Origin of the sequence: Pseudomonas sp. BNK-45 (assembly GCF_047456255.1) — a bacterium.
Lineage (GTDB): Bacteria > Pseudomonadota > Gammaproteobacteria > Pseudomonadales > Pseudomonadaceae > Aquipseudomonas.
In genome coordinates, this window is the sequence record NZ_CP179909.1 from 216504 (window position 1) to 238571 (window position 22068).

General features: G+C 61.2%; 19 protein-coding genes and 1 riboswitch. Of the genes, 6 read left to right on the top strand and 13 right to left on the bottom strand.

Going from position 1 to position 22068, the window contains the following annotated elements:
* Window positions 1–146: 146 nt before the first annotated feature.
* Window positions 147–251: riboswitch (TPP riboswitch) on the bottom strand.
* Window positions 252–447: 196 nt separating this feature from the next.
* Window positions 448–1878, top strand: coding sequence for a TolC family outer membrane protein (locus tag ACMGG8_RS01015; protein WP_060837240.1), 1431 nt, complete (start codon window positions 448–450; stop codon window positions 1876–1878).
* 98 nt (window positions 1879–1976) lie between these two features.
* On the opposite strand, the gene waaA is transcribed toward ACMGG8_RS01015, so the two are convergent.
* Together waaA and ACMGG8_RS01025 are read right to left on the bottom strand one after the other, a co-directional pair.
* Entirely contained in the window at window positions 1977–3257 is a 1281-nt protein-coding gene (gene waaA / locus ACMGG8_RS01020; protein WP_414159027.1) for a lipid IV(A) 3-deoxy-D-manno-octulosonic acid transferase, read from the bottom strand.
* Between the two features lie 22 nt (window positions 3258–3279).
* The gene (locus tag ACMGG8_RS01025; protein WP_162492853.1) at window positions 3280–4164 is read right to left on the bottom strand and encodes a LysR family transcriptional regulator; all 885 of its coding nucleotides are present in this window, start codon (window positions 4162–4164) and stop codon (window positions 3280–3282) included.
* Between the two features lie 110 nt (window positions 4165–4274).
* Between ACMGG8_RS01025 and ACMGG8_RS01030 the strand changes: the two genes are divergently transcribed.
* The 4 genes from ACMGG8_RS01030 to ACMGG8_RS01045 all read left to right on the top strand — a co-directional run bounded on the left by ACMGG8_RS01030 (window position 4275) and on the right by ACMGG8_RS01045 (window position 7745).
* Window positions 4275–4607, top strand: coding sequence for a DMT family transporter (locus tag ACMGG8_RS01030; RefSeq protein ID WP_011058907.1), 333 nt, complete (start codon window positions 4275–4277; stop codon window positions 4605–4607).
* 110 nt (window positions 4608–4717) lie between these two features.
* Window positions 4718–5893: an NAD(P)/FAD-dependent oxidoreductase gene (locus ACMGG8_RS01035; RefSeq protein WP_414159028.1), complete on the top strand. Its 1176-nt coding sequence runs from the start codon at window positions 4718–4720 to the stop codon at window positions 5891–5893.
* The gene (locus ACMGG8_RS01040) at window positions 5890–6711 is read left to right on the top strand and encodes an aldo/keto reductase (RefSeq protein WP_108545941.1); all 822 of its coding nucleotides are present in this window, start codon (window positions 5890–5892) and stop codon (window positions 6709–6711) included. The genes ACMGG8_RS01035 and ACMGG8_RS01040 overlap by 4 nt, the downstream gene beginning before the upstream one ends.
* Before the next feature lie 62 nt (window positions 6712–6773).
* Window positions 6774–7745: a metal ABC transporter ATPase gene (locus ACMGG8_RS01045; protein ID WP_414159029.1), complete on the top strand. Its 972-nt coding sequence runs from the start codon at window positions 6774–6776 to the stop codon at window positions 7743–7745.
* Between the two features lie 48 nt (window positions 7746–7793).
* On the opposite strand, the gene hldE is transcribed toward ACMGG8_RS01045, so the two are convergent.
* The 5 genes from hldE to ACMGG8_RS01070 all read right to left on the bottom strand — a co-directional run bounded on the left by hldE (window position 7794) and on the right by ACMGG8_RS01070 (window position 13797).
* Window positions 7794–9227 (bottom strand): bifunctional D-glycero-beta-D-manno-heptose-7-phosphate kinase/D-glycero-beta-D-manno-heptose 1-phosphate adenylyltransferase HldE, encoded by a 1434-nt coding sequence (hldE, locus tag ACMGG8_RS01050; protein ID WP_016968290.1) that lies wholly within the window; start codon window positions 9225–9227, stop codon window positions 7794–7796.
* A gap of 103 nt (window positions 9228–9330) precedes the next feature.
* Window positions 9331–9951 carry an adenylyl-sulfate kinase gene (cysC, locus tag ACMGG8_RS01055; protein ID WP_108545939.1) on the bottom strand — a complete coding sequence of 207 codons (621 nt, stop codon included), beginning with the start codon at window positions 9949–9951 and terminating at the stop codon, window positions 9331–9333.
* Entirely contained in the window at window positions 9944–10648 is a 705-nt protein-coding gene (locus tag ACMGG8_RS01060) for a sulfotransferase family 2 domain-containing protein (protein ID WP_060842305.1), read from the bottom strand. Before ACMGG8_RS01060 ends, cysC begins: the two co-directional genes overlap by 8 nt.
* Before the next feature lie 152 nt (window positions 10649–10800).
* Window positions 10801–12609, bottom strand: a complete 1809-nt coding sequence (gene msbA / locus ACMGG8_RS01065) for a lipid A export permease/ATP-binding protein MsbA (protein ID WP_414159030.1) — start codon at window positions 12607–12609, stop codon at window positions 10801–10803.
* 15 nt (window positions 12610–12624) lie between these two features.
* A complete protein-coding gene (locus ACMGG8_RS01070) occupies window positions 12625–13797 on the bottom strand; it encodes an O-antigen ligase family protein (RefSeq protein ID WP_108546014.1) in 1173 nt (390 codons plus the stop codon).
* Between the two features lie 146 nt (window positions 13798–13943).
* Here ACMGG8_RS01070 and ACMGG8_RS01075 point away from each other — a divergent pair, with 146 nt between their 5' ends.
* Complete coding sequence (locus ACMGG8_RS01075; protein WP_173664399.1) at window positions 13944–14510, top strand: lipopolysaccharide kinase InaA family protein; 567 nt, start codon at window positions 13944–13946, stop codon at window positions 14508–14510.
* Here ACMGG8_RS01075 and ACMGG8_RS01080 read toward each other — a convergent pair.
* The 6 genes from ACMGG8_RS01080 to ACMGG8_RS01105 all read right to left on the bottom strand — a co-directional run bounded on the left by ACMGG8_RS01080 (window position 14499) and on the right by ACMGG8_RS01105 (window position 21952).
* A complete protein-coding gene (locus tag ACMGG8_RS01080; protein ID WP_414159031.1) occupies window positions 14499–15593 on the bottom strand; it encodes a glycosyltransferase in 1095 nt (364 codons plus the stop codon). The two genes, ACMGG8_RS01075 and ACMGG8_RS01080, sit on opposite strands and share 12 nt — an antisense overlap.
* 137 nt (window positions 15594–15730) lie before the next feature.
* Window positions 15731–16687: a glycosyltransferase gene (locus tag ACMGG8_RS01085; RefSeq protein ID WP_060842301.1), complete on the bottom strand. Its 957-nt coding sequence runs from the start codon at window positions 16685–16687 to the stop codon at window positions 15731–15733.
* A gap of 85 nt (window positions 16688–16772) precedes the next feature.
* Window positions 16773–18176: a PIG-L deacetylase family protein gene (locus tag ACMGG8_RS01090; RefSeq protein ID WP_414159032.1), complete on the bottom strand. Its 1404-nt coding sequence runs from the start codon at window positions 18174–18176 to the stop codon at window positions 16773–16775.
* A gap of 8 nt (window positions 18177–18184) precedes the next feature.
* Window positions 18185–19081: an antimicrobial resistance protein Mig-14 gene (locus ACMGG8_RS01095; protein ID WP_060837225.1), complete on the bottom strand. Its 897-nt coding sequence runs from the start codon at window positions 19079–19081 to the stop codon at window positions 18185–18187.
* Entirely contained in the window at window positions 19081–20211 is a 1131-nt protein-coding gene (locus tag ACMGG8_RS01100) for a glycosyltransferase (protein WP_414159033.1), read from the bottom strand. The genes ACMGG8_RS01095 and ACMGG8_RS01100 overlap by 1 nt, the downstream gene beginning before the upstream one ends.
* A complete protein-coding gene (locus tag ACMGG8_RS01105) occupies window positions 20195–21952 on the bottom strand; it encodes a carbamoyltransferase (protein WP_016968301.1) in 1758 nt (585 codons plus the stop codon). The genes ACMGG8_RS01100 and ACMGG8_RS01105 overlap by 17 nt, the downstream gene beginning before the upstream one ends.
* Between the last annotated feature and the right edge of the window lie 116 nt (window positions 21953–22068).

Here is a 22068-nt window from a genome sequence, read left to right on the forward strand (position 1 = left end):
GCATCCAGGCAGTGGATTGTTGTCGGAGCGAACCTGTAACGGACGGACGCACCCTGTCTAAGCAACTAGTGAGTGCAGTGCTTGGTACTCGAGGGGTGTTCGATTGTCGAACAACATCCCGGACGAAGCACAAGAGGACTCGCCGGGTGACGAGAAATCTTGTTCCCTACGCAGGCGCTAACCTGATCAGGTTCAACGGGATCCGGATTATCCGATCTCAGCCTCATAGCAAGGCACCCCGACAAGAACCGCGCCAGTCTAGACAAAGCCGGGACAGAACGCCAACACCGGTGCAATAAGCAGGATGAATGGCGTAATTGCAGGATTGTTGCCATAGGTCAGCAGCTCTACACTCCCTGCCCTATGTCGAACCTTGACGCTCCATGGACCGCGCCTTAGCCTTGGCGCCTGGATTATCTCCGTAATATCAACTCTAGGGATCGCCGAATGCTGCGCAAACTCTCACTGGCTGTTGCCGTGTCTTGTGCGTCCAATGGAATGGCATGGGCAGCAGAAGCACCTTTGACCACCAAGACCGATCTGGTCAGCGTCTACCAGGAAGCGGTGGACAACAACGCCGATCTGGCCGCTGCCCGCGCCCAGTACGGCGCCCAGAAGGAAGTGGTGCCCCAGGCCCGCGCCGGGCTGCTGCCCAACCTCTCGGCGGGGGCGGACATCAACAACACCCGCACCAAGTTCGATGAGCCATCCATGGCCTCGACCCGCAGCGGCAACGTCTACCAGGCGACCCTGGCCCAGCCGCTGTTCCGCGCCGACCGCTGGTTCCAGCTGCAGGCCGCCAAGGACATCAACGAGCAGGCCTCGCTGCAGCTCTCGGCCACCGAACAGAACCTGATCCTGCAAAGCGCGGAAAACTACTTCGCGGTGTTGCGCGCCCAGGACAACCTGGCCTCGACCAAGGCCGAGGAAGCCGCCTTCAAGCGTCAACTGGACCAGTCCAACGAACGCTTCGACGTGGGCCTGTCGGACAAGACCGACGTCCTGCAGGCCCAGGCCAGCTACGACACCGCCCGGGCCAACCGGATCCTCGCCCAGCGTCAGGTGGATGACGCTTTCGAAGCGCTGATCACCCTGACCAACCGCGAGTACAACTCGATCCAGGGCATTGTCCACACCCTGCCGGTGCTGGCACCGACGCCCAACGACGCCAAGGCCTGGGTCGACACCGCCGCCCGGCAGAACCTCAACCTGCTGGCCAGCAACTACGCGGTCAGCGCCGCCGAGGAAACCCTCAAGCAGCGCAAGGCCGGGCACGCCCCGACCCTGGACGCCGTGGCGCAGTACAAGAAAGGCGATAACGACGCCCTGGGCTTCAGCAACCCCAACCCGTTGACGCGCTACGGCAGCGATGTCGAGCAGCGCTCCATCGGCCTGCAACTGAACATCCCGATCTACAGCGGTGGCCTGACCAGCTCCCAGGTCCGCGAGTCCTACTCGCGCCTGAGCCAGACCGAGCAGCAGCGCGAATCCCTGCGTCGCCAGGTGGTGGAGAACACCCGCAACCTGCATCGCGCGGTGAACACCGATGTCGAACAGGTCCAGGCCCGACGCCAGTCGATCATCTCCAACCAGAGCGCCGTGGAAGCCACGGAAATCGGCTACCAGGTGGGCACGCGCAACATCGTCGACGTGCTGGATGCCCAACGTCAGCTGTACACCTCGGTGCGCAACTACAACAACAGCCGCTACGACTACATCCTCGACAACCTGCGCCTGAAACAGGCCGCCGGCACCCTCAACCCCGGCGACCTGCAGGACCTGTCGCGCTACCTCAAGGCCGACTACAACCCGGACCGCGACTTCCTGCCGCCGGACCTGGCCAAGGCCGCACAGGAGCAGCTCAAGGCTCGTCCCTGAAGCCTGGAGCCATGAAAAAGGCCACCTTTGCGGGTGGCCTTTTTTTGTGGCCGCTACGCAGCCGAACGCAGCCTGCGGCAGCGGCTACAGACGGACGATCAGTGCCTGTTCAAGAGACGATCAAGGCCATCCAATAAACGCTGCAAGGCCCCCTGGTTGGCCTTGAGCACCTTGAGCCCGGCCTCGGCCATCTTCTGCGCATCCCGGGGCAACTCGAACAGGCGCTGCACCGCCACCGCCAGCCCTTCGGCGTCATCCACCTCCTGCAGGGCTCCGGCCTCGCGCAGCATCGCGGCGATTTCCAGGAAGTTGAACAGGTGCGGTCCGCTGATCACCGGCTTGGCCAGCGCCGCCGGCTCCAGCAGATTGTGCCCGCCGTTGGCCACCAGGCTGCCACCGACAAAGGCGCTGTCGGCCAGGGCATAGAGGAACAGCAACTCGCCCATGGTGTCCCCCAGCAACACCGAGGTGCTGGCGTCCACCGGCTCTCCGGCGGAGCGGCGAATGGTCGTGAAACCCTGTTGCCGACACAGCTCGTACACCGAGTTGAAGCGTTCCGGGTGCCGTGGCACCAGAATCAGCAAGGCATTCGGGTAACTGGCCAGCAGTTGCCGATGGGCGTCGAGCACCACGGCGTCTTCACCTTCGTGGGTACTGGCGGCGATCCATACCGGGCGGTCCATGGCCTGCCACTGCTGGCGCAGCTCACGGGCACGCACCAGCAGTTGCGGATCGATGCTCAGGTCGAATTTGATCGAGCCTGTCACTTCCACCGTCTCGGGACGCGCACCCAGCTCCCGGAAACGCTGGGCCTCGGTCTCGGTCTGCACCGCGAACAGGCTCATCTGCGCCAGCATCGGCGCCGTCAGACCGGCAAAGCGCCCATAACCCTTGGCCGAACGCGCGGACAATCGGGCATTGGCCAGGGCCACCGGAATCCCGCGCCGAGCGCACTGGTCGATGTGGTTGGGCCACAGTTCGGTTTCCATGATCACCGCCAGCTTGGGCTGCACCCGATCGAGAAAGCGCGCAGCAGCGCAAGGCAGATCGTAAGGCAGGTAGCAATGCTGGATGCGCGGCTCATGGGCGAACAGCGCCTGAATGCGCTCGGAGCCGGTGGGGGTCATGCAGGTCACGGTAATCGGCAGTTGCGGATGACGGGCCAACAGGGCCCGGATCATTGGCGCCGCGGCAATGCTCTCGCCCACGGACACCGCATGCACCCAGATACCGCCGGTCTGCATCACCGGCAAGCCCAGAGAGAAGCGTTCGCCAATGCGCTTGGCATAAGCCGGGGCCTTGCGCGAACGCAGCCACAGGCGAATCGCTACCAATGGCAGCCCCAGGTAAAACAGTGCGGTATAGAGAGTTCTATTCATGGCGGCGGAGTTTATCGGTTTTTTAGCCGATCGCCTTCAGGTGCACGGCAAAACGTTCCGCCAGCCAGCGCGCGGCCGGCCCCAGGGGCTCGTCGCGGCGCCAGGCCAGCTCCACCACCAGCGCCGGCGGCGTCCATTCGCTGACCAGCTCCACCATCTGATGCTGATAGGTCGGGTACTGCACCACATGCCGCGGCAACCAGGCCCAGCCAAGGCCACGCATCAGCCATTCGGCCATCACGTAGAAACTGTCCGCCCGCCAGACCTGGGGGCTGACTTGCTCACCACCGGGATAACCACTGAGTTGCGGGGCGATCAGCAACTGCCGGTGCCGGGCCAGGAGCTGGCGATTGACCCGTTTTTCATGGGCCAGGGGATGCCCCACGGCACACACCGTGACCATTTCAACGCTGCCCAGGGCCTGACGCTCCAGGGTTTCGGGCATCTGCTCATGGTGGAACAGCAAGCCCAGGTCGGCCCGGCGCTCCACCAGTTTGCGCGCCACATCGCCCTGGGCGCCGCTGGCCAGTTGCACCTCCAGGCTGGGAAAGCGCTCGGCCAGGGCTTCCAGGCTGTCGAGCACCGGCTGGTAAGGCATCGCCTCATCCTGGGCCAGGCGCAAGCGCGCCTCCTGGCCCCGCATCAAGGCCAGGGCCCGGCCATTGAGGCGATCGCACTGGCGCAGAATCTCCCGCGCCTCCTGCAACAAGGCACTGCCGGCTTCGCTGAGCTTGGGCTGGCGCCCACTGCTGCGCTCGAACAGGCTGACCCCCAGGTCCTCCTCCAGCAGAGCGATGGCGCTGCTGATGGCCGATTGCGCCTTGCGTTGCTGGCGGGCCACCGCGGAAAACGAACGCAGCTCGGCGACACTGACGAACAGCCGCAACTGCTCCAGGTTCCATTGCATGTTCATAGCGCAACCTATCTCTATAACAGATAGGTAATGACTTTACCCCATCTGGGCAGCCTCTAGAATGCCGACCTCAGAAAGCAGTCCCAGACACGAGGAACCCTCCCATGAACGCTTACTACTACCTGGCCATCGCCATCTGCGCGGAAGTGATTGCCACTGTTTCAATGAAAGCGGTCAAGGGCCTGAGCACACCGTTGCCCCTGGCGCTGATCATCGTCGGCTACGGCGTGGCCTTCTGGATGCTGACCCTGGTGGTGCGCACCGTCCCGGTGGGCGTGGCCTATGCGGTATGGGCCGGCATGGGCATCGTCATGGTCAGCATTGCCGCGCTGTTCCTGTACGGCCAGAAGCTGGATATCCCGGCGATGCTGGGCATGGCGCTGATCGTCCTCGGCGTGGTGGTGATCCAGTTGTTCTCGAAAACCGCCGGGCATTAAAAAGCAGCCTCAAGCGACAAGCTTCAAGCGGCAAGAGTGAGTGCCATGCTTGCAGCTTGAGGCTTGAGGCTTGAAACTTGCGCCTTCGTTTTGTTTACCGAGGTCGCTGCATGCCATCCGCTATTTCCACCGATGTGCTGATTGTCGGCGCAGGCGTCGCCGGTCTCTGGCTCAACGCCCGCCTGCGGCGCCAGGGCTTTTCCACTGTACTGGTGGAAAGCGCCAGCCTCGGTGGCGGACAGAGCGTGAAGTCCCAGGGGATCATTCACGGCGGCGCCAAGTACGCCCTGCACGGTGCCCTCACTGGCGCCTCGGAAGCCATCGCCGACATGCCCCGGCGCTGGCGCGAGGCCCTGGCCGGTACCGGCGAGCTGGACCTGTCCGGCGTGCGCCTGCTCTCCGAATCCCACTATCTCTGGTCCCCCGGCACCCTGGCCGGCAACCTCACCAGCTTCTTTGCCAGCAAGGCCGTGCGCGGCCGGGTCGACCAGGTCAAGGGCGAGCAACTGCCTCCAGCGCTGCAGGACAAGCGCTTCAAGGGCAAGGTCTATCGGCTGGCCGAGCTGGTGGTGGACGTGCCCAGCGTCATCCAGCGTCTGGCGGACCTGGGCGGCGACAGCCTGCTGGCCGGCCAGAAGATCGAGCCACTGCGCGAGAGCGGTCAACTGGTAGGCCTGCGGATCGACGAACGGGAAATTCGCGCGCAGCGCATCGTCTTCAGCGCCGGTGCCGGCAATGCCGAGCTGCTCCAGGCGCTCGGCCTGAGCCAGCCGGCCATGCAGCGACGCCCGCTGCACATGGTGCTGGTCAAGGGACCCAGCCTGAAACCGCTGTACGCCCATTGCCTGGGCGGCGGCCCCAAGCCGCGGATCACCGTCACCACCCATCCGGCCGCCGACGGCCAGTGGGTCTGGTACCTGGGGGGCGATCTCGCCGAAGCCGACGGCGTGGCCCGGGAGCCGGCGGCGCAGATCGCTGCTGCCCAAAAGGAACTGGGACAGCTGCTGCCCTGGGTCGACCTGAGCCAGGCGCAATGGGCCACCTTGCGAGTGGAACGGGCGGAACCGGCACAATCAGGCCTGACCCGCCCGGACAACGCCTTCCTCGCCGGACAAGACCGCCTGCTGGTGGGCTGGCCGACCAAACTGGCCCTGGCGCCGGACTTTGCTGACCGAGTCCTGGCGGCCCTGGAGCGCGATGGCATTCGCCCTGGCCCCAGCCAGGCCCTCCCCGACCTGCCCAAGCCGCCCCTGGCGCAAACGGCCTGGGAGCAACTGCTGCCATGAGCCAGCCAACCCTGCACGACCTGCATCGCCCCTTCGGCAGCACCGGGCTGATGGTTTCCCCCCTGGGCCTGGGCACGGTCAAGCTGGGCCGTGACCAAGGCGTGAAATACCCCAACGGCTTCCAGATCCCGGACGACCAGGAAGCGCGCATGCTGCTCAAGCTGACCCGCGACCTGGGCATCAACCTGATCGACACCGCTCCGGCCTACGGCCGCAGTGAGGAACGCCTGGGCCCGCTGCTGCGGGGCCAGCGCCAGGAGTGGGTGATCGTCAGCAAGGTCGGCGAAGAGTTTGCCGACGGCGTGTCCCGCCACGACTTCAGCGCCGCCCACACTCGACTGTCCGTGGAACGCAGCCTGCAACGCCTGGAAACCGACTTCATCGACCTGGTGCTGGTGCATTCCGACGGCAACGACCTGGCGATCCTCGAGCAGTGCGAGGTCTACCAGACCCTGGCGCAGCTCAAGCAGGAGGGCAAGATCCGCGGCTTCGGCTTCTCCGGCAAGACCGTGGACGGCGGTTTGAAGGCCTTGGAGCAAGGCGATTGCGCCATGGTTACCTACAATCTGAACGAACAGGCCGAGCGGGCGGTCATTGATTATGCCGCCGCCCAGCACAAGGGCATCCTGGTGAAAAAGGCCCTGGCCAGCGGCCACGTGTGCCTGAGCCCGGGCACCGACCCGGTGCGGGCCAGCTTCGAATTGCTGTTTGACCGGCCCGGTGTGGCCAGTGCTATTGTCGGGACCATCAATCCGCTGCACCTGGCCCATAACGTGACGACTGTGGCACAGGTTCTAGGGGCTGTTCCCGCTGGGTGACAGGCCCTGGGCCAAAACTGATGCCGCCGACGCGGCCGACCCCGACGCAAGAAGGAGCCGAGATGTCGCGACCGCTGATTAGAAAGAACCCCAGCAACTTCAAGACCCTGCCTCTGTTCGTCGAAGCGACTCCCGAAGGCCTGTGCTACCAGAGCGTGGGCATGCCGCTGAACTTCGCCCAGACCCTGCAGCGCCGACGCCCGGTGACCGTGGCCGATAACCAGCGTTTCGCTCTGGAGCTGGCCAACCTCGGGGTCTCGGTGCGCCTGACCCTGCATTGGCAGAACCGCGACTACTGGGTACTGGTGCGCCAGCGCCGCCAGGATCGCGGCGACGTGGTGCTCAAGCTGATCTCCGGCTACGTGCCGGCCCATGAGCTGAACCTGCCGCTGCTCACCGCCATCCAGGAAATTGCCGAGGAATGCCTGCTGGAAACCCCGGAAGGCTGGCTCGGCGGACGCTTCAACGACACCTGGCTCCCCGCCCCCTATGCCGGGGCCCTGCACTACCGCGAAGCCCTGCCCTTTCGCCTGACGCCGCTGTCCGGCGCGGCGCGGCCGGTGCGTTGCGCCAACCTGCAATTGCTCGAGCGTCCCCAGGCCTATGTCCACCTGCCCACGGCATCGCTGCAGCTGATCTACGACCTGCGCCTGGAGGTGCCCCGGGAAGCCAAGTCCCTGAGCCTGTTCCACGTCGATGAACGCCTGGAAGGTGATCAACTGGTGGCCCGCCTGGACCGCAAGCGCCCGGACCTGTACCTGATGCCCCTGGAGAACGGCGAACCTTGCGCCGAGCTCTACACCCTGAGGAAGGACCAGTTGCACCCGGCGAGCACCCGTGGCCTGTACCTGGCAGAAAGCTTCGCCCAGCAGGAAGGCTGGGTGGTGCGCGACGAGCGGATTCGCTGGAAGGACTGGCTCAGGCAACGAGGCCTGAGTGAACCGGAGAAGGACTCGAAACTCTCACGCCTGACCGGCAAGGCCCGGCAGATCCTGCGCAAGATGGTTCCGGCCAAGGCCAGGCGCCAGGGCTGAGGCAAAAAAAAGGCGCCTGGAGCGGGCGCCTTTTTTTCACTGCGGCCGTTACTCGGCCTTGTCGGTCTTGCGGATCTTCTCGACGATGGCGGTGGTCGAGCTGTTCTCGACCAGCCCCAGCACCTTCACCGTGCCGCCATAAGCGGTGACGATATCTGCGCCCACCACCTGATCGATGCCATAGTCGCCGCCCTTGACCAGCACATCCGGCCGTACCTGGGTCAACAGGTTTTCCGGAGTGCCTTCAGGGAAACTGATCACCCAGTCCACGGCGCCCAATCCCGCCAGCACCGCCATGCGTCGGTCGACACTGTTGATCGGCCGGCCGGGCCCCTTGAGGCGACTGACCGAGGCATCGTCGTTGATCGCCACGATCAGCCGGTCACCCTGAGCCCGAGCCTGTTCCAGGTAGGTCACGTGGCCGGCATGGAGAATGTCGAAGCAGCCATTGGTGAACACAATCTTCTCGTTGTGCGCCCGGGCGTCGTCAATCGCCAGCAGCAGCTGGTCGAGGCTCAGGACCCCACGCTCGGAACCTTCCTCGCGCTGGATCGCCCGGCGCAATTCCGGCGCGCTGATGGCGGCAGTCCCCAGCTTGCCGACCACGATGCCCGCCGCCAGATTGGCCAGGCCCACGGCATGGGGCAACTCTTCACCGGCAGCAATGGCAGCGGCCAGGGTAGAGATCACCGTATCCCCGGCACCGGTGACATCGAACACTTCACGGGCACGGGCCGGCAGGTGCAGGGGCGGGTGCTCCGGACGCAACAGGGTCATGCCGTGCTCGCCACGGGTCACCAGCAGCGCACCCAACTCCAGATCGTGCATCAGCTTGGCGCCCTTGCTCACCAGCTCGTGCTCATCGGCACAGCCGCCGACGATGGTTTCGAACTCGCTGAGATTCGGCGTGATCAGGCTGGCGCCGCGATAGATGGAAAAATCCTTGCCCTTGGGATCGGCCAGCACCGGAATGCCCCGCGCCCGCGCCGCTGCGATCAGTACCTGATGGTTACGCAACGCGCCCTTGCCGTAGTCGGACAGCACCAGCACCTTGATCCCGTCGAGCAGAGCGTCGACCTCGGCCGCCAGGGCCAGAGCGTCAGTGGCGAACGGCTCTTCGAAATCGATACGCAGCAACTGCTGGTGACGGCTCATGACCCGCAGTTTGACGATGGTCGGCTGGTGAGCAATGCGCTGGAACAGCGCCCGTACGCCCGCGCCTTTCAAGCTGTTGGCCAGACTGTCGGCAGCCTCATCGTCACCGGTCACCCCCACCAAAGACGCCGGAGCGCCGAGAGCGGCGATGTTCAGGGCAACGTTAGCGGCACCACCCGGGCGGTCCTCGATTTGCTCGACCTTGACCACCGGCACCGGTGCCTCAGGGGAAATCCGTGAGGTACCACCATGCCAGTAACGGTCGAGCATGACATCGCCGACCACCAAGACAGGGGCTTGATCGAATCGCGGCATGGACAACTTCATGGAGCATCCCACATACAAAATGAACAGGGGCGCGATATTAACACAGGGTTGGCGCCGTCTCGTTTGAGAGCTTTACGCGGGATGTATCACGCACATTATCTGCTCACTTTTTGAACACCCGACTCAAAACAAACTGCACCGCATCGGACAATTCGATTTCATCGGTATTGACCTCGCAATCTGCGCGCTCTGGCGCTTCGTAAGGACTGTCCAGCCCGGTGAAATCCTTGATTGCTCCTTGCAGAGCAGCTTGATACAGGCCCTTGGGATCACGTCGGGCGCACACATCAAACGGCGTGCTGACATAGACCTCGAAAAACTGCCCAGGACCAAACAACGACCTGGCAATCGCCCGACCAGCACTGAAAGGCGAAATAGCCGAGACGATCACAATCAGTCCGGCGTCGACCATCAAGCGCGCCACCTCGCCAATACGACGAACATTCTCTTTGCGCGCCTCGATTCCCATCCCCAGATCGCTGCATAAACCGGTGCGCAGGTTGTCACCGTCCAGCACAAATGTATGGCGACCCAGCTCATTGAGCTTGATCTCCAACGCGTTGGCCAACGTGGACTTTCCAGCGCCCGACAGCCCCGTCAGCCACAGACAACAAGGCTGCTGTTGCTTTAACGCAGAGCGGGCATCCACTGACAACGATAGGGAAAAGGGACGGATAGCGGGAGCAACCCCAGTAGAGGCCGGAAAGACTGAAGAGTCACTCATAACCCAGGACCTCATAATCACGCTGATAAGCACGCCTGACCAAGCGCCGCGTACGCAAGGAGCAAAACTCCCTGACCGGCTCATTTCGACGGTCAAGGGAAACATTCAGATGTGGCAATAATGTGTCCACTCCGAGTCGCTTACACAGATGGCGAAAATCTCGCTCAATATGCTCGTGCCGGCCTAGAAAATCCATGGACATCCGCCCCATCTGATCAACAAGAAAGTCTGTCTGAGGCGCAAAGTGGAGCTGACGACGCAGGTTGTCCGGGTGCAACCACTGAGCAACGAAATCGTCGAAGTCTCGGTAGCTGGTCACCAAGGCCTGAGCCTCCCGGTCACGCCGCCCCATGTTATTGCCCCGCAAGTAAGCGTACGCCGAGTAAGCCCGCTCCAAGGGATCGCGGACAAAAGCGAACTTGAAACTACCCGCGCAGTGTTCGGGGAACTGCTGCTGATACCAGTAATACGGTAAATGCCCTGGCCACCGACCATCTAAAAACGCAGAGCACAGGCTACTGCCACCACATTTGGGTACATGAATGAACACACACTTATGCGTCACAAAACTTTTTGGAAGCGCAATGTTCGCAGACAGAGACTTGTTCACAGCCTGCCGGTCAACCACTGACAATCGTCCCAGCAAAAAAGCCCTTTGATTCTTAGGAAGCAGTTTCCACAACAGACGTTGCAACATCCGATTATCCACGCAAGAAGGTTAGCCCTCTCGTTCATCATTCGAATCGAGAGGGTCAACATAACAAACGCTGGAGAAGGAATTATTTAGCTTTGGTCAACCCTGTAAGGGCATTGATACAAATGCCCGGGCGCATTGCGCGCCCGGGAATATCAGACGATATCGGCCTCAGTCGGCGCGTCCAGCCCCATGGCGTGCAGCCGCGAGTAGTAGCCACCCATGGCCAGCAACTCGAGGTGAGTACCACGCTCGACAATTTCGCCGTGGTCCATCACCAGAATCAGGTCAGCCTTCTCGATAGTGGACAACCGGTGAGCGATAACCAGGGTGGTACGCCCTTTCATGACCTTGTCCAACGCCGCCTGAATATGCCGCTCCGACTCGGTATCCAGTGCTGATGTCGCCTCATCCAGAATCAGCAACGGTGCATTCTTCAGCAACGCCCGGGCGATAGCCAAGCGTTGACGCTGGCCACCCGAAAGGAGCACGCCGTTCTCTCCGACTTCGGTATCCAGGCCATGGGGCAGTTCAGCAATGAAGTCCATCGCATAGGCATCTTGGGCAGCCTTCTCGATATCCGCACGCGGCGCACCGGCCAGGTCCCCGTATGCAATGTTGTTGGCAACGGTATCGTTGAACAACGTCACATGCTGCGTGACCTGAGCCACGTGTCGGCGCAAGTTGCGCAGCCGGTAGTCTTCGACCTCCACGTCGTCGAGCAGTATTTCTCCGGTTTCATGATGGTAAAAACGCGGAATCAGGCTGGCCAATGTCGACTTACCACTACCAGAGCGCCCAACCAAGGCAATCATCTGCCCTGGCTCGGCACTGAAGGTAATGTTCTTGAGAACCTCACGCCCGGTCTCCGGATACGTGAAGCTCAAGTTGCGTACTTCAAGGCGACCACTGATACGATCTCGTTCGACCGTACCGCTATCGACTTCAGGCTCAACATCCAGTTGCTCGAAGATACTTTCGGCACCAGCAACGCCCTTTTGAATCGTTGAGCTGACTTCCGACAACTGCCGAATCGGTTTAGGCAGCAAACCCGCGGCAGTGATATAGGCCACCAGATCACCGGCTGTTGCATCGCCCCGCAAGAACAACACCAGGAACATCAATGCAGCCATGGCGGAGTAAATCACCAGTTGCAACATGGGGGTGTATACAGCGCCAGTCTTGGTCATGCGCAGCTGTTTTTCGGTGTTGCTCTGGCTAGCCGCGGCAAAGCGCCGCTGCTCATAGCCTTCACCACCGAAACTGCGCACCACTCGATACCCCTGGATCGCTTCCGAAGCAACATGGGTCACATCTCCCATGGCGACCTGGATCTTTTTGCTCTGCTTGCGAAATTTCTTGCTGGTACTGCCGACCATCAGGGCAATCACTGGCAGGATCGCCAGCATCACCAGCGTCAGCTTCCAGTTCATCCACAACAGATAAACAAATAGAAAGACCACTGTCAGGCCTTCGCGAATGACCACTTTGATCGCGTCGGTGGCCGCCCCCGTAACCATAGTCACATTGAAAGTGATACGGGAAATCAGGTGCCCAGAACTATGAGTATCAAAATAGCGATTGGGCAGGACTAAAAGCTTGTTGAACAGTTCGACACGCAGGTCGTGGACCAACCCCAAGGAAACCTTGGCCAAGTAGTAGTTGCCAAGAAACGACCCCAAACCTTGCCACGCGGCGATCAGGACGATCAGCAGCGGAACAGCCATCAGCAGCTTCAGGTCTCTCAGATACGGCACATTGGGGAAGAACACCACATCGGGATTGCTCAAGCCATCAACGAAGTATTTGAGGATTCCCGCGAGCATCGGCTGGGTAGACGCAAAGATCACGAAGCCCACGATACTCAACAGAAACATGCCAAGGTACGGCCGTACATAGCCCAGCAGCCGGAAATAGATTTTCAGGCTGGAATCCTGTTCCGCTTTGGGCGGTGCGTCACTCATCATCGGGCTCACTGGTTAGGTAGAACGGCGAATTTTATCACAAGCCTCGGGCTTGGCCCGAGCCCAGACCAAAACGCTGGCCAAGGCAATTGGAAACCAGGAGATGAACCACTCGGCGCGAGGTGTGCCTGTCAGGCTTGCAGCATCGAACTGCATCGCCAGAAATGAGAACACCCATATCCCGATGATGCCCTTGCCATATTGGGTATCACGCGCCTTCCACGCTTGCCATAGCACTCCGAACCACAGCCCACACCAAAGCAGCAGGCCCGGCAGACCGAGTTCGATGGTCACATGGGTGAACAGATTGTGAGAGTGATCGAAATAGAGGTTATCGGCAAAGACCTTGTAATCGCCGCCCAATCCCAAGCCGCCCCAAGGCCGCTCAGCAATCATGTGCAAGGCCGCCATGAAAATCTGAGGACGATAGGAAACGCCACGAGACAAGACCAGAGACTCCATTGCCCAGAACACCGCCAACGCGGTGACAACCGCCGCTGCCGCGATCAACGTACTGCGCCGGTCGCGACACCAGATAGGCATAGCCACGATACTCAGAAGCAGTGCCAGAGCGGCGCCTCTGCTTTGGCTCAGCACCACAAAGAGTGCGAGCAGCCCCATTGCCAGCAACCAAGCCACCTGCATCCAACGGCCGCGAGGCACCCAGTGCAGCATCCACACCGCAGCCAAACCAATGACGTAAGCACCAAGAATCGGATGAGACAGCTGGCCTAACCCCTCAAGACGGGCATACCAGGCATTTCCTTCAATGCCATAGAATTTGATCACTGCAATCAGCGACGACAATGCCAGTCCGAAACCTCCCCACTGCATGACTCGAATGACCCGCTCGGGTCGAGCATTGGCAAACACCGGGAAGAACAGCAGGAAGACGCCGATGTAAAGCAGGCGCTTGGCCTCACGGGAAGGATCTTCTACGTTGGTCCAGAGCAAACTGATCCCGCCCCATACCGCCAACAACAGGATCATCAGGCAGATCCAGGTTTGCGAACGCCAGACTTCCTTGAGCCGATCACGGGCAGGCCAGGCAAAAACCAGGGCCGGCAACCAGAGAAAGAGCACCAGGCCCTGCTGATAGATCTTGTTGGTCGGCGCAAATGCAATAGCCAGTAAAAACCATAACAGTCCACAGACCATCCATCCCTGCGCCCAACGATTTGCTTGCATTCCTTCCCCCTCATCACGGCCAACCACCCTGACCGGCATGGTTAAAACCCAAAACTTTCGGCATCATTACCGACCACTGTGCCCGCGACTCCGAGAAGGCTCCGACGATGCAATGTTCAAGGCTTTCCCAAGCCGCTCTAACTTCAATGACTGAAGGCGCCAGAATATTGGAAGCCGACAGCTATGGTCCTAAAGTCTACCTGCTGGCAGACGGAGACATCCTCAAACTGTTTCGCCGCAAACGCCTTTTTTCTTCAGCGTTGTTTCACCCCTACTCCAAACGCTTCATCGACAACGCGGCGGAGTTGCGCAAGCGTGGAATCCCCACCTTGACCGTACTCAAGTTCTTCGAACTAAGTGCCCCCGGCATGACCGCGGTGCTTTATCGACCATTACCTGGGCAGACACTGCGTCAAATGGCCAGCCAGAAAGACTTTGACTGGCAACAGAACCTCGAGCCGCTGGTGGCCCTGATTCGTCGATTGCACACAGCCGGCATCTACTTCCGCTCATTACACTTGGGCAATATCGTGATCACGCCCGACAATGAAATGGGGCTGATCGATGTAGCCGATATGCGTTTCTTGCGGGCGCCACTGCCTCCCAGGCTGATCAAGCGCAACTTGCAGCACTTTGCACGCTATATTGCGCGCGAAGAGCTGAACGAACGCTTTCCAATGCAGGCACTGGAACAAGCGCTGTTACCGGCATGAAAACAGCCGCCGCGAGGTTTCAGTGAAATCTGTCCAGGCCCGCTCCGGCGCCAGCGCTCGCGACTGACCGTCAAGGATCACCTCGGCAGACGCTGAAAATGCGCGCTCCATGAGGTTGCTCCAGGCACCGGCATCGTCCGGCGGCGCATACCAGCCGGCCTCAGCCAACTGCTCCCGGAATACCGCAAGCTCACTGGTGAGCACCGGAACTCCCGAGATCACCGCCTCTTGCAAGATCAAGCCCAGCCCCTCGTCCAGCGATGGAATGGCTACCCAGTCAAACGCTCGATAAAGCGTTGCGGCCTCTGGCAGATGACCTGGGAGGAAAACTTTGCCACTCAAGCCCAAACGCTCGATGCCGGCCTCAAGGGCGAGCCGCTCGGGGCCCTCGCCGACAATGACCAAGCGCGCATCGGGTCGATGTACCGACGCGGCAGCGAAGGCCTCCAGCAGACAGGCAAAGCCCTTGCCACTCACCAAGCGGCCTACCGCACCCAGCACTGGCGAGGCTTCCAATGGCACTCCCAAGCGAGCTCGAGCCTGCTCACGAGACAGCGACCCGGCACGAAAAGCGACCGGGTCGTAGGCGCTGCGCAAGACTGCAACAGGCCGGCGCGTGTCACATTCAAGGGATTGGGCGAGAGTGTTCGACACAGCAACCAGCGTCAGCTCAGAGTCCGAGAACCTCTCAAACAGTTTGAGATCGCTCCCGCGCAGGCGAGTGGTGCCATGAAAAATGACCACAGCACGCACCCCTGGCACAGCCCGGAGTACTGGCAGTAAGGCTCGCGCAACACCGATACCATCCAGAAGCACCACTTCCACGTCTTTCGGCAGGGCCTTTTTAAAACGCATGCGCATCCAGGGAGCCAGCAACTTCCAGATGCGCCGCTCCTTGAGCTGGTCAGAAGAAAGATTCCACTCGACAACGTGGTTGCCCAGATCGCCAACGCCCGCACTTCCTTGAAGCAGCCAAGTGTTGATCGATGCACAGCCCTCAACGCGAGAAAGTATCTGTTGATGTACCTTCTGCACCGAAGCAAAGGCAGAGCCGCCGGCCCACATGATGTTAAGAATGCTCATTGAAAAAATGACCTTGATACGTGGTTTCGCAAGCCCGCCATGTGCAATTCAGTGATGCCTGGTCGACCTTTGATCAAATAACTGAACCCGACGCGGACGATATCAAAAAGCCACTAAACATTCCCGACAAGTCGATATCAAACACCCAATCGCAACCGCAATCTTTCCACCAGACTCAAGGGAGCACGCGCTCTCAAGGGCGGTTGGAGCGCATCTACGATACGCCGGCCAATCTGGGCAAAACTGAACTGTTTGACCGCAAGTTCCTGTCCATTACGAGCAATATCCGCCGCCAGTAACGGATTCATGCGCAAGTGGACCAACTTCTCCTGCAACTGAGGGATGTCCTTGTAAAACACGACGTTGACCATGTCTTTGAAACCCAAGGCCTCATTCTCGGCAGCCCCTTGATCGAAGGCCAGCAAAACACAGCCACAAGCCATCGCTTCAAAGTTCTTGATCATGTACTCGCCCATACCCACGTCGGCACTGACGAAAAAACGAATCCGATTGAGGGTCGCGCAGTACTCTTCGCCTGACTTGGTTCGCGTGACCACCAAAGGTTCAACCCGCGCCAGTTCATCCAGCAATGCCTTGCGGCCGCTATAGGCAACACTGTTGGTACTGCCGACAAAGGCCAGTTCGATATCACGCTCACGCCCTTGCTCCTGCAAAAGCGCCTGATCGTAACCCTTGGGTACGAACACCGCGTCGAAACCTTCCTCGCGCAAGCGCTCGGTCACCATATGCCCTGAACTGATCACCCGCGCCCAAGGCAAGCGGCGGTAATGGGCACTGAACTTGCCCGTGTACTTGCAGGGAATGTAATTCTGATAAGCATCGTGCTCGAGAATCACCAAGTTGGGCACGGTGCGAATGAACCCGACCTGGCGTATCTCCTGCTTGAAGCGCAGGAAGAAGATGATGCGGTCATAACGGGAAACATCGACCTCCCGCCGGAAGTAACGACGCAAGTTGCGTTGCTCGTCGCTGCTCAGCCAGCGCACATCGCATTCACAATTCTCGGCGACGCCTTCGTACAAACGATCCAGGATGGCTCGCTGTTCTTTCTGCACCAGAAATAAAACCTTCATCATCTTCCTTTCGACGCTGAGCAGTCCGAGAAAAAAATCGACATTGCCCTGTTGTCTTGGCACAAGGCAGTTTTAAAGCAACAACTCACAAACGCCAGAACAACTCATGCTTGCGAACCGCCTTGCGGAAAAACTCGTTTTCACCGTAAGTCGACCCTGAACGGCCGGCCAACCAACGCTGCAGGTATCGTCGGACACGTCGCTTGAAGGGCGCTGATGGCTGCAAATCATGCATCATCCCCAGCGCCATCGCCTTGTCAAACTGCTCGGCCTGGGACAGCGACAGGCACCACGGACGCAAGGCGGCCGTCGCATCGAAGAGCGGTGGCAAGGCGACGCCGGCTCCAGAATCGCCCATGGGCCAGCGGTCGTTATCATGCAGATGGTTGGCGTACCCGAGCACGGTGTGCGGTTGCCAGTCCAACCCTTGCAAGGCCTGCATCACCGCCGCCTGGGCGCAGATATGGTCGGGATGCGGGTCCAATGACGGGTGCGGCAGCACTATCACTTCAGGCCGGGCCTTGAGCAACAGCGCCCGCAGATCCGCCAGCAGGTTGTCCCAGGTCGGCAGGCCGTCCCGGTCGGCAGGCAAGGGGAACGGATTGAACTGACGGAACAGGCGGATATCGTTCAACTGCGCCTCACGCGAGGCTACCGGCTGCTGCGGATCGGCCTGCATGGCCGGCAGTTGCAGGCAGAAATACCCCAATTGCACGCAGTGAGCCTCGGGCACTCCGGCCCAGCGAGGCACGGCGATACTGTCCCAGGCCCGCAAGCGGCCCTTGATACGCGCCGCCTCGACCGGGCTCATGCCCATGGCCTGATAATGTTCGGCCTCGATTTCACCCGCCGTCAGGGTCACGATCCAGGCTTCGTCAGCCTGACTGTACAAGCCGAAGGCTGCCAGTTCGGCATCATCGGCATGGGGTGCGATCACCATCACCCGCTGACGCCGGTAGTCGGGGTCGCGCCAAGCCAGCAACCGAGGCTGGACCTGAATCCGGCAGAAGCGCCCGCGCAGTTGCAGCTCGCCGCGAACCAGGGGACCGGCCAGGCCACTGAGGTTGAGATAGCGCAGGCCATTGACCCCGCGCTCGAACGCCTGGCGATCAGCGCTCGGACCACCCAGCACCTCAATGGCCGGGTCGAGAAATCGCCCGATCCAGGAGCTCTTGACCTGCACTCCGAGAATCAGGGTTTCATCCGCGCCCAACTCTGGCGCCGGATCCAGCAACAAACGCCCCGCCTCCAGACGCACCGCGACCTGCCGGGCTTCATGACCGAAGTCGTAGCAGTAGTCATCCTTGGGCGAGTAGAACAGGTGATCGGCAAACCAGGCCTCATGAGCCAGCCAGCCAAGCACCGCCAACAGCAGCGGCAACCACCAGGCCACCAGCCCCCCCACCAGCAGCAACAGGACCAGACCCGCCAACAGGACGATTCGTTTGTTGCGCCGGTGGCGCTTGAGCAATTGCTGCTTGCGACTCATGGACGGACTCACACCTGGAAAACCGGCACAGGATTGCACCAACGATCCTTGTATTCACGATCGGCGCGACCGAAGGAAAAACGCAGCGGCTTGTTCAAGGCCCGGGCCTGCTCCCAGGCGCTCTGGGTATTGAGGAAACTCAGCACACTACCGGGGCTGAACTCCCGCGTCTCGGGATCGACCCCCCCATTGACGTACTCGACGCTGATCCACTGCGGGGCTTCGACCCGGTAGATCAACTGCACGGCAATCGGCGCATCGTTGAGAAAGATCACCGAGCCAATCAGCAGCTCGCGCAGGCGCTCCAATACCTCGGCCATGCGCTCGGCCCCCGTCGCGGCAAAACCCCAGCGACGCTGGAACAGATCACAGTAGATCGCCGCCAGCTCAGCACTGCTGAAATCAGTGACTGCACGCACCACGCCGCCGGCCTCTTCCAGCAGGCGCAGTTCGCGGCGCTGGTTGTAGCGAAACTTCTTCGACAGCTCTTCCGGGGTGCGGGCCATGGCCAATTGTTCGGCTTGGGGCCTGAGGGCGGTGAAGCGCCCCTGGTTGAGCGCGGAAAGATAACGTCCGCGATGGCGCAGCACGGCCTGGGCCTCCGCGGCGGCCGGCAGGATCAGCTCGGCATTGCCGATATCGAACAATCCCTTCTTGCCGGCACGCTTGAGCACGTCCTTGGACAGCGCCAGATCACGCCCCCACGTGGCGATGGCCGCCTGCAACTGGCCGTTGTGTTCCCAGGCCAGATAACGCACGGGAATCTGCGCCAGGTCCGCCAGTTGCTCGACCACCAGCGGGTGAGTCGCCACGCTGCCACCAAAGCGCTGCCAGGCATCGGCATAGGTCGATGCGTCAATGACTGACCAGCCGCGTTCGCGCCAGCCTTGAAATCGATTGAGCATCAGCCCCTCGCGGTCAGATCGGTGACTTGCGGCAAACGCCAGAATACGTCGCGTACGGCACGGTCGGAGAAACGCTCACGCAGGCGATCAAGCATCAATTCGGCGCAGACCCGCCGCTGATGATCATCCATCGCGGCCAGGTGCTGCAGCCCTTGCGCCATGTGCTCGACGTCACCCAGCGGAAACAGGATGCCCACGCCCTCGACCACCTCCTTCGCACCACCACAGGCGGTGGCCAAAAGGGGCACGCCGGCGGCCATGGCTTCCAGCAGGACCATGCCAAAGGGCTCGTGGTCGGAGCTCAGAGCAAACACATCGAACGCGCGGAAGTAGCGCCGGGCCTGCGGCACCTGCCCAAGGAACAGCACGCGATCGGCGATTCCCAGTTCCCGGGCCAGGGATTTCAGCTCCTTCTCCAGGCGGCCGGTACCCAGGATCGCCAGCTGGCTGTGTGGCGGCAATTGCGGCACGGCGGCAGCAAAACCCCGCAGCAGAGTGGCCTGGTCCTTGTCCGGATGCAGGCGCCCGACATTGCCGACAATCCAGGCCTCAGCGGACAGGCCCAGCTCGCTGCGGGCCTGGGCCGCGCTCAGTTGTTCGGTTTGCAGCGCCTCAAGGTCGATACGGTTGTACAGGGTCTGAATGCGCTGCGCCGGCCATTTCGGCAGGCAGGCGCGCATATCGTCACGCACCGCATCCGACACCCCGAGCAGGCTCAAGCGTTTGCGGAACAGCTGGGCGAACAGCTTGCGGCTGCCACGCTTGTAATCGGAAAACGCATGATGGACGCCAATCACCGGCAAGCCCGTGCCCAGCAGGGCAATGTAGATCGGCTTGAAGCGATGGGCGATGCAGAAGCTGAAATCGCGCGAGGCCGCAATCTTGCGCAAGTCACGGATCGCGCCCAGCTTCAGGCCACGAATGGCCTTGGAGCTGTATTCCATGAACAACACTTCATCTGACGCACAGCCCGCCGCCACATCGGCATCGGCGGCCCCGGTCAGAAACACCGTGGTCACCCGATAGCCGCTGCCGGCGAACAGATTGGCGTATTGCCGGGCGCAGTCCAGGAACGGCCCGTCATAGCCGTGACAAAACTGCAGCACATGGCGTTCAGCCGAGCGTGTCATAAGGGTCCACGCCGTCTTTGACCACCAGAATGTCTTCCATGATCAGGTACTGCAGATCGGACCCATAGAACATGTTCAAGGCGTCGGTAGGCGAACAGATCATCGGCTCGCCGCGGCGGTTGAGCGAGGTGTTCAGCGACACGCCGTTGCCGGTCAGGACTTCCAGGGCCTTCATCATGTCGTAGTAGCGCGGGTTGTATTCACGCTTGAGCACCTGGGCCCGGGACGTGCCGTCCTCGTGGACCACTTCCGGCACGCGGGTCTTCCACTCTTCAGCCACTTCGAAGGTGAAAGTCATGAACGGCGCCGGATGGTCGACCTTGATCATTTGCGGACCAACGGTGTCGAGCATCGACGGGCAGAAAGGCCTCCAGCGCTCGCGGAACTTGATCTGCTCGTTGATCCGGTCGGCCACGCCCGTGGCGCTCGGGCAACCAATGATCGAGCGACCGCCCAGGGCCCGCGGACCGAACTCCATGCGCCCCTGGAACCAGGCCACCGGGTTGCCGTCCACCATGATCTTGGCGATGCGTTCCGGGGTGTTGTCGATCTGCCGCCAGGCCGGTTTGTTCGGGTGGCGGGCACAGGCGGCGATCACGTCTTCGTTGCTGTAGGACGGGCCGAGATAGACGTGTTCCATCTTCTCCACCGGCACCCCACGGGCATGGGAAACGTAGGCCGCGGCACCGACGGCGGTACCGGCGTCGCCGGACGCCGGCTGCACGAACAGTTCCTTGACCTCGGGACGGGCAATGATCTTCTGGTTCAGCTTGACGTTCAGCGCGCAGCCGCCGGCGAAGGCCAGCTTGCCGGTTTCCTTGAGGATGTCGCCCAGGTAGTGGTCGATCATCTGCAGGGCCAGCTTCTCGAACAGCGCCTGCATGCTCGCCGCGTAGTGGATGTAAGGCTCGTCGGCGATGTCGCCTTCGCGCTTGGGCCCCAGCCACTCGATGAGTTTTGGCGAGAAGTAGAAGCCCTTGCCCTTCTCTTTGTAGCGGCGCAGGCCGATGACGTTGGCGTAGTCGGTGTTGATCACCAGCTCGCCGTTTTCAAAGCTGGCCAGACGCGAGAAATCGTACTTGCTGGCATCGCCATAAGGCGCCATGCCCATGACCTTGAACTCGCCATCGAGCATTTCGAAACCGAGGAACTCGGTGATCGCGCCATAGAGGCCACCCAGGGAGTCCGGATCGAAGAACTCCTTGATCTTGTGGATCTTGCCGTTCTCGCCATAGCCGAAGAAGGTGGTGGCGTACTCGCCCTTGCCGTCGATCCCGAGGATCGCGGTCTTCTCCTTGAAGCCCGAGCAGTGGTAGGCACTGGAGGCGTGGGCCAGGTGGTGCTCCACCGGCTCGATCTTGACCTTTTTCGGGTCAAAGCCCAGTTGCTCCAGGCACCAGACGATCTTCTTGCGGTAGCGCTTGTAGCGACGGTTGCCCATCAGGATCGCGTCCAGGGCGCGGTCCGGGGCGTACCAGTAACGCTTGGCGTAGTGCCAGCGGGCCTTGCCGAACAGGCTGATGGGTGCAAAGGGGATCGCTACCACGTCAACGTCGGAAGGCTTGATCCCGGCCTGTTCCAGGCAGAACTTCGCCGACTCGTAGGGCATGCGGTTCTTTGCATGCTTGTCGCGCACGAAACGCTCTTCTTCAGCAGCCGCGATCAGCTTGCCGTCGATATACAGGGCTGCTGAAGGATCATGGCTAAGGGCGCCGGACAGGCCAAGAATCGTCAATGCCACAGGGGTCTAGCCTCGTTTAGTCTGCATGCGGGCGCGATGCGCCTTGAAAATAAAGTGTGCTCGCAAGGGGCGAGAAACAACGAAAGGGCGCGATTATAACTGAAAAGCAGGGGCAA

Coding starts and splice junctions, on each gene's coding strand:
- ACMGG8_RS01015 (WP_060837240.1), top strand. CDS start 448: ATGCTGCGCAAACTCTCACTGGCTGTTGCCGTGTCTTGTGCGTCCAAT.
- waaA (WP_414159027.1), bottom strand. CDS start 3,257: ATGAATAGAACTCTCTATACCGCACTGTTTTACCTGGGGCTGCCATTG.
- ACMGG8_RS01025 (WP_162492853.1), bottom strand. CDS start 4,164: ATGCAATGGAACCTGGAGCAGTTGCGGCTGTTCGTCAGTGTCGCCGAG.
- ACMGG8_RS01030 (WP_011058907.1), top strand. CDS start 4,275: ATGAACGCTTACTACTACCTGGCCATCGCCATCTGCGCGGAAGTGATT.
- ACMGG8_RS01035 (WP_414159028.1), top strand. CDS start 4,718: ATGCCATCCGCTATTTCCACCGATGTGCTGATTGTCGGCGCAGGCGTC.
- ACMGG8_RS01040 (WP_108545941.1), top strand. CDS start 5,890: ATGAGCCAGCCAACCCTGCACGACCTGCATCGCCCCTTCGGCAGCACC.
- ACMGG8_RS01045 (WP_414159029.1), top strand. CDS start 6,774: ATGTCGCGACCGCTGATTAGAAAGAACCCCAGCAACTTCAAGACCCTG.
- hldE (WP_016968290.1), bottom strand. CDS start 9,227: ATGAAGTTGTCCATGCCGCGATTCGATCAAGCCCCTGTCTTGGTGGTC.
- cysC (WP_108545939.1), bottom strand. CDS start 9,951: ATGAGTGACTCTTCAGTCTTTCCGGCCTCTACTGGGGTTGCTCCCGCT.
- ACMGG8_RS01060 (WP_060842305.1), bottom strand. CDS start 10,648: ATGTTGCAACGTCTGTTGTGGAAACTGCTTCCTAAGAATCAAAGGGCT.
- msbA (WP_414159030.1), bottom strand. CDS start 12,609: ATGAGTGACGCACCGCCCAAAGCGGAACAGGATTCCAGCCTGAAAATC.
- ACMGG8_RS01070 (WP_108546014.1), bottom strand. CDS start 13,797: ATGCAAGCAAATCGTTGGGCGCAGGGATGGATGGTCTGTGGACTGTTA.
- ACMGG8_RS01075 (WP_173664399.1), top strand. CDS start 13,944: ATGACTGAAGGCGCCAGAATATTGGAAGCCGACAGCTATGGTCCTAAA.
- ACMGG8_RS01080 (WP_414159031.1), bottom strand. CDS start 15,593: ATGAGCATTCTTAACATCATGTGGGCCGGCGGCTCTGCCTTTGCTTCG.
- ACMGG8_RS01085 (WP_060842301.1), bottom strand. CDS start 16,687: ATGAAGGTTTTATTTCTGGTGCAGAAAGAACAGCGAGCCATCCTGGAT.
- ACMGG8_RS01090 (WP_414159032.1), bottom strand. CDS start 18,176: ATGAGTCGCAAGCAGCAATTGCTCAAGCGCCACCGGCGCAACAAACGA.
- ACMGG8_RS01095 (WP_060837225.1), bottom strand. CDS start 19,081: ATGCTCAATCGATTTCAAGGCTGGCGCGAACGCGGCTGGTCAGTCATT.
- ACMGG8_RS01100 (WP_414159033.1), bottom strand. CDS start 20,211: ATGACACGCTCGGCTGAACGCCATGTGCTGCAGTTTTGTCACGGCTAT.